9 protein-coding genes are annotated in these 11,454 nt (G+C 54.3%); 5 read left to right on the plus strand and 4 right to left on the minus strand.

What is annotated here, in order from left to right:
- Positions 1–181 precede the first annotated feature (181 nt).
- The 3 genes from ABIQ96_RS14850 to ABIQ96_RS14860 form a co-directional block, all read right to left on the minus strand.
- Positions 182–1,345: an acetylxylan esterase gene (locus ABIQ96_RS14850; RefSeq protein WP_348215393.1), complete on the minus strand. Its 1,164-nt coding sequence runs from the start codon at positions 1,343–1,345 to the stop codon at positions 182–184.
- Positions 1,346–1,558: 213 nt separating this feature from the next.
- On the minus strand, positions 1,559–2,245 hold the full coding sequence (locus ABIQ96_RS14855) for a hypothetical protein (RefSeq protein ID WP_348215394.1): 687 nt from the start codon (positions 2,243–2,245) through the stop codon (positions 1,559–1,561).
- Positions 2,214–2,645, minus strand: a complete 432-nt coding sequence (locus tag ABIQ96_RS14860) for a hypothetical protein (RefSeq protein WP_348215395.1) — start codon at positions 2,643–2,645, stop codon at positions 2,214–2,216. Before ABIQ96_RS14860 ends, ABIQ96_RS14855 begins: the two co-directional genes overlap by 32 nt.
- Before the next feature lie 219 nt (positions 2,646–2,864).
- Here ABIQ96_RS14860 and ABIQ96_RS14865 point away from each other — a divergent pair, with 219 nt between their 5' ends.
- The 5 genes from ABIQ96_RS14865 (at position 2,865) to ABIQ96_RS14885 (ending at position 9,632) form a co-directional block, all read left to right on the plus strand.
- Positions 2,865–3,731, plus strand: a complete 867-nt coding sequence (locus ABIQ96_RS14865) for a hypothetical protein (RefSeq protein WP_348215396.1) — start codon at positions 2,865–2,867, stop codon at positions 3,729–3,731.
- Positions 3,728–6,496, plus strand: a complete 2,769-nt coding sequence (locus ABIQ96_RS14870; protein ID WP_348215397.1) for a hypothetical protein — start codon at positions 3,728–3,730, stop codon at positions 6,494–6,496. The genes ABIQ96_RS14865 and ABIQ96_RS14870 overlap by 4 nt, the downstream gene beginning before the upstream one ends.
- Positions 6,486–7,187: a hypothetical protein gene (locus ABIQ96_RS14875; RefSeq protein ID WP_348215398.1), complete on the plus strand. Its 702-nt coding sequence runs from the start codon at positions 6,486–6,488 to the stop codon at positions 7,185–7,187. The genes ABIQ96_RS14870 and ABIQ96_RS14875 overlap by 11 nt, the downstream gene beginning before the upstream one ends.
- A gap of 374 nt (positions 7,188–7,561) precedes the next feature.
- Entirely contained in the window at positions 7,562–8,590 is a 1,029-nt protein-coding gene (locus tag ABIQ96_RS14880; RefSeq protein WP_348215399.1) for a hypothetical protein, read from the plus strand.
- A gap of 13 nt (positions 8,591–8,603) precedes the next feature.
- Positions 8,604–9,632 carry a hypothetical protein gene (locus ABIQ96_RS14885; protein WP_348215400.1) on the plus strand — a complete coding sequence of 343 codons (1,029 nt, stop codon included), beginning with the start codon at positions 8,604–8,606 and terminating at the stop codon, positions 9,630–9,632.
- A 62-nt stretch (positions 9,633–9,694) separates the two neighbouring features.
- Here ABIQ96_RS14885 and polX read toward each other — a convergent pair whose 3' ends face one another.
- Positions 9,695–11,422 carry a DNA polymerase/3'-5' exonuclease PolX gene (polX, locus tag ABIQ96_RS14890; protein ID WP_348215401.1) on the minus strand — a complete coding sequence of 576 codons (1,728 nt, stop codon included), beginning with the start codon at positions 11,420–11,422 and terminating at the stop codon, positions 9,695–9,697.
- Positions 11,423–11,454 lie beyond the last annotated feature (32 nt).

Raw genomic sequence — 11,454 nt, forward strand, 5'->3', positions numbered from 1 at the left:
GCCACGAAGTTGCCCGCGAACGCTGAGACAACCAATCAAAGACTGGCCCAAGACAAAAATCGCCAGCTCAAGACCCCTCCTGAAAACCATCATCTTCACGAATCCTTAAAGGCATTGCCCTAAAGGGTGTCTTCATTGCGCTCCGAAGACACCCTAAAGGGTAAAACTACGTACAAGATTCCTATTTCCCCGGCTTGCCCCAGTTCTTATCCGCGAAGTCCATGTAGTGCTGCCAATCGCTCGGTGCCAGATCGTGTTTCCCGGTCCGCAGGTGATAGCCGATGGTTCCGCCCTGCATCGCCTGATCGGGTGGCGGCATGGTGTTCGATTCCAGCCCCTTCAGGTCGTAAAGCGCATACACCGGAGCAGCCAGCACGCAGGATTTGAACTCCGACTTCGGATCCGCCCATTGGTCCTCCGTCGCACTCGCCACGTATAACAGACGAGGTGCGATCAATCCTAACAATTGATGCTGGTCGATCGGCAGGTTGTCCTCGTTGTCGGCGTATTTCTTGTAGTTCTCACAAAACCAATAGGGAAATTTAGTCGTAATGTTCGCCACCCGTTCTCCTTCTTTTCCGCGTGCCAGCGCCGCACCGGAGCAACCCGAGTTGTTGGAGATGACCATGGCGAAGCGCTCGTCCTCCGCACCGCACCAGACGGCGGCCTTGCCCGCCCGCGAGTGGCCGAGCACCGCGACGCGCTTCGCATCGATCGCTTTATCCGTTTCCAGATAATCCAGCACCCGGCTCGCGCCCCAACCCCACGCCGAGAGCGCGCCCCAGGCATCCGCCGCCGGCGGTTGCTTGCCATAGATCGCGCGTACTCCGTCCTTGAAGCCATCGATGCGGTCGGGATCCACGTCGTTGAAATTGAAGGCCACCGTCGCATAACCACGCGCGATGATTTCCCGCACCGGCCACAGACCTTTCACGTTTCCAGGCAGCGCGGGATCGGCGGCGATGAAATTGAGTAACAGAAATGCAGGAACCGGCCCCTTGGCCGAGTTCGGCACGAACAACACTGCGGGAAATTTCCCTTTGCCGCCGGGACCCGAGTAACTGATCTCGATTTCCTTCATCGTCGCCACGCCATCCAGGGCTTTAGTATCCTCGCGCACGACCACTGCCTTGAAATCATCGGGTTTCGCCACCGGCCGCTCGCCGTAAACCTCCTGCCGGAAATTCAACAAGGTTCCGTGTCGGACATGCTCCGTCCATGAGTTAGGGCTCGATGCCAGAGTCCCGTCCGGAGCAGCCAGCGGATTCGGCGGATCGGAGGCAAACAGTGGATTCGCCATCAACAAGGTGGCGGCGGTGACAAGGAGACGTGGGTTTGGAAACATGGAGTAAGGATTAGCGATTTTGCCGGAGGCTTATCAACTCCATTCGGGAGAAATGTCCGGAGGAAAGGGACCGCATGAAACACCCAATCTATCGGCTCCCTGCTCCGAATGTCGTGATTCGGCTTTAGCCCCGTCCCGCGTGGGTGTGCTCTCCACGAAAAAACCGCCGGACTTTCATCCGGCGGTTTTTTATTTGGCAATGATCGTCTTATCTCACGCTTCCGCACTTGGCGGTGCGGCATCCCCATTCCCGCCGTTAGTCGGCCAGACGATGTGGTTGGCCGTTTCCCACTCCGCCAGCACGCCGACGTTGTTTTCAAACTTGTTCCGGACCAGCGTTAGAAGCTGCTTGCGGATTTTCATTCCCTCCACCGCTGCTGCTACCAGTTCCGCCGTGGCTCCCACCTGATCGGAGAGTCCGGCACGCTGATCGGTTCCCGCGTTTTCCAGCCGCTTGATGCTTTTATCGAGAGTATCGAGGAAATTCGCGGCGAGTTCGAATTCGACAAACAGGGCCGCGTGGGGAGTCGCCTCTTGCAGAACAGACCGGGCGCGGGTCAGTAGAACCTCGTAGGATGCCGAACGTGGCAGCACGAATTTGTCGTCGAACTCCGGCATGTCTTCTTCTTCCGCAATCGACACCGAGGTCTTGCGGATTTTCCGGAGATTTACCCGCAGCGCCTGTGCCGCCAGTTCCTTGCCGCCCGTTCCGCCGTGGAAGCCGCTCTTGCCGGTTAGTTTCTTCACCCCGTGCTCCACCATTTTGGCGACCACTGTGTCTATCTGGGTGAATTGCTTGCGCCCGCGTGATGTCGGGTCGAATTGTGCGCCATACTTCTCTCCGAAAGCGTTGATCCGTGTGTAGGCTTCATACTGATTGCGAATTTCCTCGTTTTCCATGATGATTGATAGGTGATTTTTCCGATACAGGCGCGAACCTAACCAGGTTTTCGTCCAAGGGAATCAAATTCCTCACAGAAACGGAAATAACTGTTACACACCACTCATCACCGGAGGCGCGCGGACCAAAACCAGAGCCGCACCAACGATAACCAGAGCGCACGGAGAGAAACCAGTGCCGCACGAACCATGACCAGAGCGCACGGAAGGAAATCAGGGCCGCATGGGCCAAAACCAGAATGTCACTTCTCAAAACCAGATCCCAACCTGCGGAAACCAGAGCGGCGAGAATCAAAATCAAGAGGTGGAGTCGGGCGCTTGGTCTCCGGTCCAAAGAGAACCCGGCAGTGATTTGAGACAAATTTGAAATTGGTCCTTGGCACCCCAGTGGGTCGTCCATCTACTGGAAACGTCCGCTCTCGCGGATGGGGCCTGATAAACCTCGCATAAGGCGGTCGGCATCGACCGCAACGATGCCGCCAAACCGACCCAAGGGCCGGGGAGGCGGCGGTGTATGTCCAGGCCGTCTCTTCGGGGATTGCTAAAGACCGCTGCGGTCGACCTTGTGCGGCTTTATCACTCCCCGTCCACCAGGAAGGACTCAACATTACCTTCCCTAATGAAACCAGTTACCTTTGTTCTCTTGGCCGCGGTGGCCAGCATTTGTCCTGTTTGGTCGCAGGGCGAAAAGCCTGCAAATCCTAGTGAACCCGCCGCCACTTCCGCCCGCACTTTCGTCCCTGATTCGCTGCAAGTCCCCTCATTCACCCCGCCCGCGCCCGTCGAGCGCAAGCGCCTGCCCGACATCCGGATCGACGCCGCCACTACTGTTCCCAGCTTATCCGGTAAAACCCTCACCATCCAGCGTGGTGCCGCCTCCACGCTGCCGGACCTTCCCCCGCCGCCGCAGCCGGAACCCGTATCGCCACCTCGAGAACTTACGCCGGAGGATCGTGCGCGGATCGCCTACCAGCACAGGCACTCCCTCGATCTCGGAGCGACCGTCTACGACCACAAGGTCAGCGAGGTTCATTGGACCGATCAGGAAACCGGCACGACCTATCAGGCCGTCTGCGGATTCGACATCGGTCTCCTCGCCGGAATCGGGGATTTCGTTCACAACGGAGAGGACTACTCGGTTTTCCTGATGCACTCCAATTTCGACACCACCGAAATCCGCCGCACCTTCCGCGAATACCTCCCTCGCATCCCGGAAATCGCCGCTGGCCAGTTCCTCATCACTCAAGGCAATCCCAAGGACCCCAACGCGATTGCCCGCCTGCAAATCATCAGGGACCTCATCACATCGGAAAACGAGCGCCTGGTGGCCTATCAATCCGCTAGAAAGCAGCAACAAAACGAAGCCGCCGCTTGGGCCGAGGCGCATCCGCCCGTCCCGCGCAATGAAACGTTCGTCCTCCGTCCCCATCGCGGCAGCCGTTACCTCGCCAACCCGCAGCCGGAGAAAAAGGAGGGCGCACGATGAAACGCCTCTTTTTCTTTCTGCTTCTCTGTCTCACCTCGCTGAACGGTCAGGACATCGGTATCGACCAACCCTTTAATTTCATTGCTCCATCCACTGGTGGTAAGTTTGTCGAGTGGTATGGCAAGACCGGACGCAGCTACTTTATCCAGGTGTCAGATCCCGCCGATCACCTCAAAAAATGGAATTGGGCTCCCGTTATCGAAGGCGGAAACGACGAGTCCATCAGCTACGAAGTCGATGGCACCGCGGACAAAGCCTTCTACCGCCTCCAATACACCGACCAGACCGCAGCCGATCTCGACACCGCCGACTTCGACGGGGATGGCCTCACCAACCTCGCGGAAATCACCCCCGATAGCACCAACGGCACACAGACCAACCCGCTGGATACCGACACCGATCACGACGGCCTTACCGACAAATTCGAACGCGACCACGGCCTCGACCCAACCGACAATGGCACCCTCGATCCCAACAACGGCCCCAACGGCGACGCAGATGGCGACGGCGTATCCAACCTCGATGAGCAGACCGACGGGAGCGACCCAACCAATCCTGACTCCGACGGGGACGGCCTTACCGATGGCCAGGAAAAGGAAATCGGCAGCAACCCCAACAGTTCTAGTTCGGACACCGACGGAGTACCAGATGGTGAAGACGCCGATCCCAGCGAACCGCTCGTCAACTGGCAGCGAGCACCTGAGTCATCGTATGTCTTGATCGATATCGAAGTCCCCTCCGACGCTGGTTTTCCCCGGGATCTCAATGACAAAGGTGAGGTTCTCTTCGACAACGGGATCTGGGCTGGTGGAGAGTGGATACCCAAGACGCCTCCAGCGGCCACCGGTATCATTCCGGAAACTGTTAGCGTGGCATTTCCCGACGGCATTCCCTATGAAGTGCTGTTTTCCGGATGGTCCTACTTCAATAATGATAGGAAATTGATGCAAGTTGCCGCCCTTCACCCCACGGACGGGCCGGGAGTGGACATCAACACCTTTTGTCCGATATTCTGGCCCGCCGGACAGTCCTCCGCCAACCTCATCCTCGAAACCGCAGACTGCTGGGATCCCCCCATGTCGCTTGCTTCCGCACTGGGTGTCAGCACCGCTGGTGACATGGCCGTCCGCGTCCTTCCTCAAGCTCCTTTTGGAAGCACACAAACTGAGCGCATCGAACGCTACGACACCGATGGAGCTTCAGCCGGTACCATGGATGGGACGGATGGGTATCACCCCAAGGGCGAATATGGTTATGGACAAATGACCTCATCCGGCTGGGTCGTATCCAATCTTACCCGGGAAGCCACCGAGACGCAGTCCGGAGGAGACAAACTCGGCCTGTGGAATGCATCCAATGCTTCCGTCCCGCTTCCTGCGGAAGCCGGAGGCTGGAGTTATCCGGTCACCGCCACCGATCTGCCCACAGGCAAAGTCGCCGTCATCGCCGGACAATCTTCTGTCGGCAGCGTATTCCTGCCCGACGCCGCCGATCACTATCAATACGTTTCAAGCCTATCCTCACAACACCTCCAACAATTCGCTGGCGATGGCACCGCCATGACCAACGACGGCAAGCTCTGGAGAAACGGCAAGCTCATCCCGATGCGGGAACTTTGCGAAAGCTTCGGAGATCTCCTCGACGGGGGCTGGACCTTAAATCCACTCAAAGCGAACAAACATGGGATGTATCTCATCCAAGCGACTAACGCCGATCAAACAGAAACCAAAACGGTGCTGTTACCTCGGTTGGAGATTGTAGATGCGAACATGAATGGAGCCAAGGAACTCAAAGTTGCGAAAATGTCGGAAAATGGAGTGCTATCTGGCACAGAGTCATCGACCAGCTTCGATATAGAAAAAGATTCTGATCGGTTTTATATACGTATTCCCGGGGGGGCTACATTTGGAAATGTTTCAGTAAAGGTTTCAACAACTGACAATCCCGATTCTTCTTACAACGATGATACAACGCAAGTCGATCTTCATGCCGACGGCGAAGATGCGATTTCAAAATCAATGCTTCTAGTTTCGGATAATGTTGACGATGACTATGCCGTCGACGGAATCACTGACGGATCAATCGGAGATCGGACATACAAAATTCAACTTGGAGGCAACTTCAAAATTGAATCCATCAAAATCGCCGATACTCCTTGGAAATTACTAGACATCAAAGCTCCAGTACCGGTCAAAAAGACCGTAACTCTCGGCGTAATTATTCTTCGTAACAAGGCCCAAAGTTTGGGCGGAACTCCATTAATTCTGGAAGATGCTGTTGAGAGCCAATTGAAGATCGCGCTGGAACGGTATGCTCAAACAGGGATTAAACTTGAATGGTCCATTTCAACCCAAGATCCTCCAGTTGGAGTTGACCTCTCGGATGGGCTATCAGAATTCATTGATATCGGGACCCCAACCTCCGAAGAAATCGCTTTGTGCAACGGGCCTTTCGTGACTGCCGCGCTAGACGATGTTCAGGTCATCTATTTGAACAAGCTCTCACCAGCAGGGTCGATAGGCGAGACGTTCATTAGTGCCGGTTTCGGTGCTCCTGTTTCCGACAATATCATCATAACCCAAGAAGCCGGCCCATTCACTCTGGCCCACGAGTTGACCCATCTCCTTGAAAATACTGGAGCACATACTGCGACAACCATTAATCTTCGCCGACTCGGGGTGAGTGTTGAAAACAAAATTGGCGCTTCCAAACGATTAACAATGGAGCAAGGAGAACAAATGAAAAAATCAAGTCATGCCAAATAAAACAATTCTACAAAAATCATGTATAGCTTTCCGAATTGTTGGTACATTCATTACGATGATCGGGCCTTTAATTCTTTGTGCCGAGGAGTCAAAATCCACCTTTGATACAGTAATTGGACTTGTTAATGCCGAAGAATTCAAATCGTCAGAGCGCGAGCAATTAAATGAACTCCCAATAGAATCAGTTCCAATATTAACTGAAATTCTCATGAATGTTCCACCCCAACGAAGCAACTCAAGGCAATTTTACTTGCTTGCAACCAAATTCACCCAATGCGAGTCAGACTTAAACAAGCCCGCCCTTGATAAGGCTGTCAACGTTCTCTTGAAACTCGTAAATCCGTCAAACTTAACCACGGATGCCCAAGCAACTGATTTACGGATAAAGTTGCAATCCCTGTCAGGAATTTCCGATCATCGTATTACTGAAGGTATTCGAATCGCTGTTGCCGCCTTAGATAAATATAAAAAAAAGACCAGTATTCATATCGAAGGCGTTCCGGGTTCTGCGCCCACGTCGGATGAAAAACAGAGGCCGACTAGTAAGGCAATAGTTCCAAACGAGGAATCAACAACGTTCGCAACAAAAGATGTGTCGGCAGAACATTCTTCAATAGTCCCTTGGATCCTGTTGACTATGACAATCGTTAGCTTGATAGGAGTCATGTGGTTTTTCAAAAGGCAGAAATGACTGCTTTTCGGATGGCGAAACATCTGAAAATCATCCAAGTCAAAAATCTCATTTCAAAAGAAGCGAATGCCAGGATACCATGGTAGGTGTTGCCGATTACGAAAATGATTGGGCAATTGCGGAGGCAAGTGTGTCTAGCATGGATCCATGTAATCACGAAACTGGGCATTCGTTTAATCTTGCATCAAAGCCCCCGGATATTCTTGGTGGGCAGAGGCCCGAGGCCGACTCTGTGAAAGCCCCGAATGGACGATTGCCCCTGATGCGTGCAGTCGGCCCATCTACGCGATGGATCGACAAGAAGATTGGAAGACTGCCAACACCGCAGCGAACAATAAGCGCTATGGTCATTGAATCGGTCTCCCTCAAAAGCCATGAAAACTATTCAAATTTGTTTCTTTATTTTTTCAACCGTAGTTTTGTCCGCCGGGGAAGAGCCAGAACCATTCATTTTTCCTCCTTTCGACAAGGCTGACATGACTGAATCAGTCGCGTCCTTTCCCGACCACGATCTTTCCTACGAGGAGTTGAATAGCGTTCCTGTGAAGGACTTGCGCGCCATCATGACTGCGGGTAATCCGACGGATCAGTTTGAAGCTATTAGATGGCTAATTCAAAAAAATGATCTCAAAACCATCCTGAGAATGGTCTATGCCCTGAAACAAGGGAATCCTTGGGCTGAAGAGGTGTTGAGGAATAACCAATCGATGTCCGTTGTTCCCTATCTCATTGAAGATGTGGCCCATGGCAGTCTTGAATCTTATGGTAGTAAATCTGCGAATCCTGTCGATGGATCAGTGCGTGTCGCCGCCACTGGATATGTAGCGGCCACTCTAGCCATTGCACCGGAATTCAGCGGCCCTACCAAAGATTTTTTAAAATCGTTAGACTCAGGACGAGGCATATTGACTCTCTCAGATGAGTCAAAATATTTGACCCTGTGGTGGCTGCTCAATCAGGACGCGATCAATGCCGGGAAGTGGAACGAAACAAAGCCACTGCCGGGAGAAATCCGTTTAAGGGAACCTGAGTTCCTCGACACAAAACCGTTGCCGGGCAACGTTCCTCCGGATCCCATTCTGCTTACTCCGAAATTCGGGCCGTCTTGGGAACTCTCAGAGTCATTCGAGGCATGGGCAAAACGGATCGTTGATCCCAAGCTGCGCAATCTCAACTTCGTGGAACTCACTTGGGACAGGGGTAGGTTAACTGAACATCCGGCGAAGTCACTCGATCCCAAGCTTCGCCAGGATCGCGAGTCCCGGAAAGACTCGGTTTCAAGAAGCAAAACCACCGATGGAATAGCAGAAAAAATCAAAGGAATTCCATGGCTGGCGTGGTGGGCAGCCTTGGTTGTTATAGTCGGGCTAATCAAATTACGAATGAGATCGAAAGCAAAATAGGATCTTTGATTGTATGAAAACCATTCTTGTTTGCCTGCTGTTGAGTTCATCCTCCGTAACATTCGCGGATGGAAAGGTTGGACGATTCACTTTCCCTCCCTTTGCTCAGGAGGATATAGCCCTTCCGGCCCAGCCCTTGCCAGACCACCCATCCTACGATGAACTAAAGGCGATACCTGTAGAGCAGTTGCGCGGAATCATGGCCTCGACCGATAGTCCAGACCAGTCTATTGCGGCGAAAGAGCTTGTGGCGCGAGGAGATCAAATTACGATTCTCCGGCTCGTTTACTCGCTAAAACAGGGAAATGTGCAGGCGGAAGATATATTAGACGTAGGTGCTCTGACTCCGATACCCTATCTGATGGAAGATGTAGCCCATGGCAGCCTCGATTACTACGGAAGCTATAGTTTTGGTGATGGTGTCCTTGTTGATGGAAGAATGAGGCAATTGATAGTGACGCACGTGGCCTCGATTCTTTTCCGGGCAACGGAATTCACCGGAGAAACAAGAGAATGTCTAAGAGCCATTGGCCGAGGAAATCCAGATCAGGTTCAGGGACTATCGGATGAGTCCCGGTATTTGGTCCAGTGGTGGTTGCTGAACAAAGATGTGTTTGAGGCGGGGAAATGGGACGAAACCCGTCCCTTGCCGCAGGAAATCACTTACCCAGATCCGAAGCGTGACAAGAGCCTTCCTCCAGATGAACAATGGGACCCTAAAAAGCAGCCCCCTTTCGGTAGCCCCTTGTGGGAGCTGCCCGAATCCTTCGAGGAATGGTCGAAGCGAATTGTTCATCCCGAGCTGCGCAACTTGAACTTCGTGGAACTCACATGGGATGGCAAAAAGGTGATCGAGCATCCGGCAAAGTCACTCGATCCGAAAGCCCGTCCGGATCGCGAGTCTCGAAAAGACTCGTTTTCAAGAAGCAAAGCCACTGAAGGAATAGCGGAAAAAATCAAAGGAATTCCATGGCTGGCGTGGTGCGCGGCGTTGGCAATTGTGGCAGGGCTAATTACGTTATTGGTGAAGCGGAAAACCTAATAGGAGAAAGAATCACCCCGAACGATCTTGATCGCGATCACACAGGTTTGAGGGGCGGCTTCTCACCGTTTCGCCTTCGAGGTCTTCAAAAACTTCTCCACTTCTCCGACGGGCCGGGTGTTGAAAACATCCTGTTTCCGCAGCCAGCCTTTTCTCGCAAGCCGGATACCGAGGCCGAGGTGATGGAGCTGGTCGGTGGAATGTGCGTCCGGGTTGATGGAGCAGAGGACGCCTTTGTCGCGGGCGCGTTTCCACCAGCGCCAGTCCATGTCGAGGCGTTGCGGGCTGCAGTTGAGCTCGATGATGGTGCGGGTCTCCGCGGCGCAATCGATGATCATCGCGTGATTGACGGCGTAGGGTTCGCGCTTGAGGAGCAGGCGGCCGGTGAGGTGGCCTAACATGGTGACGTGTTCGTTCTCCATGGCGCGGCAGATCCGGCGGGTCATTTCCTCTTCGGACAGGGTGAAAGAGGCGTGGACGGAGGCGACGCAGTAGTCGAGCTTGGCGAGCAGTTCGTCGTCGAAATCGAGGGTGCCGTCCTTGAGTATGTCTACCTCGGAACCGGCGAAGAGGCGGAAGTTTTCGTAGCCCGCGTTGAGTTTTGCGATGGCTTCGATCTGTTCCAGCAGACGTGTTTCATCAAGACCGTTGGCTTGGAAGGAGGATTTCGAATGGTCGGCGATGCCGAGGTATTGGAGTCCGAGATCCATGGCTTCATCGGCCATCGCTTCGAGCGTGTCGTGGCCGTCGGACGCGGTGGTGTGGTTGTGGAAGGTGCCGCGGAGCTGGGTGAGTTCGACGAGTTTCGGCAAGGTGTGATCGGCGGCGGCTTCGATCTCGCCGCGGTTCTCACGGATTTCCGGGGGGATGAGATCAAGACCGAGGGCGCGGTAGATGTCGGCTTCGTCATTGACCTCGAAGCCGGCGGCGGTTTCGCCAGTGAAGCCGTATTCGTTGAGGGAAAGACCTTGTTTGAGGGCAAGCGAGCGGATGGCGACGTTGTGTTCCTTGGAGCCGGTGAAGTATTGGAGGGCGAAGGGGAATTGTGCGTTAGAGACGGCGCGGAGGTCGCATTGGAGACCGTTTTTCAAACGAACGGACGCCTTGGTATCGCCGCAGACGATGATGGAGGCGACTTGGGGCAGAGTGGTGAAATCCTCGCAAACGAGCGCCGGTTCCTTGGTGGCGACGAGGAAATCGAGATCATGCACGGTTTCCTTCCCCCGACGGAACGACCCGGCGGCGGAGACCCGCGAGACTTCCGGGTGGAGCCGGAGCAGGCCGAGGATTTCCTCGACCAGCGGCGTGATGCCGCCTAGCAGAAACGTATCGGCGAAGGTTTCGCGCAGGGCGATGGCTTCGAGGATCTTGGTCTGAGTCTTCGCGCCGAAGCCGGGAAGTCCAGCGACTTTTCCTGCGTCGCAAGCAGCCTTAAGGTCGGCGACGGAGGTGATGGCGAGGGCTTCGTAGAGGGCCTTGACCTTTTTCGGACCGAGGCCTTGGAGGTCGAACAACTCGAACAGTCCGTTGGGGAACTCGGCACGGAGCTTTTCGTGGAATTCCAGTTTTCCGGTGCTGGCGAGTTCGTGGAGTTTGTCGCGGAGCGCCTCGCCGATGCCTTTGATCCCGTTGAGTTCGTTTTTCTCCGCGAGCTCCACGATGTCGCCGTCGAAATTTCTAACGGTCTCGGCGCCCTGGCGATAGGCGCGGATCTTGAAAGGATTCTCGGCCTTCAGCTCCAGCAGCAGGGCGATTTCTTCGAGGACTTCGGCCAGATTCTCACGCGTCATGGGGAAGCGTTGCTTGGCGGAAGGAGCTGGTC

This window comes from Luteolibacter sp. (assembly GCF_039920825.1).
GTDB lineage: Bacteria > Verrucomicrobiota > Verrucomicrobiia > Verrucomicrobiales > Akkermansiaceae > Luteolibacter.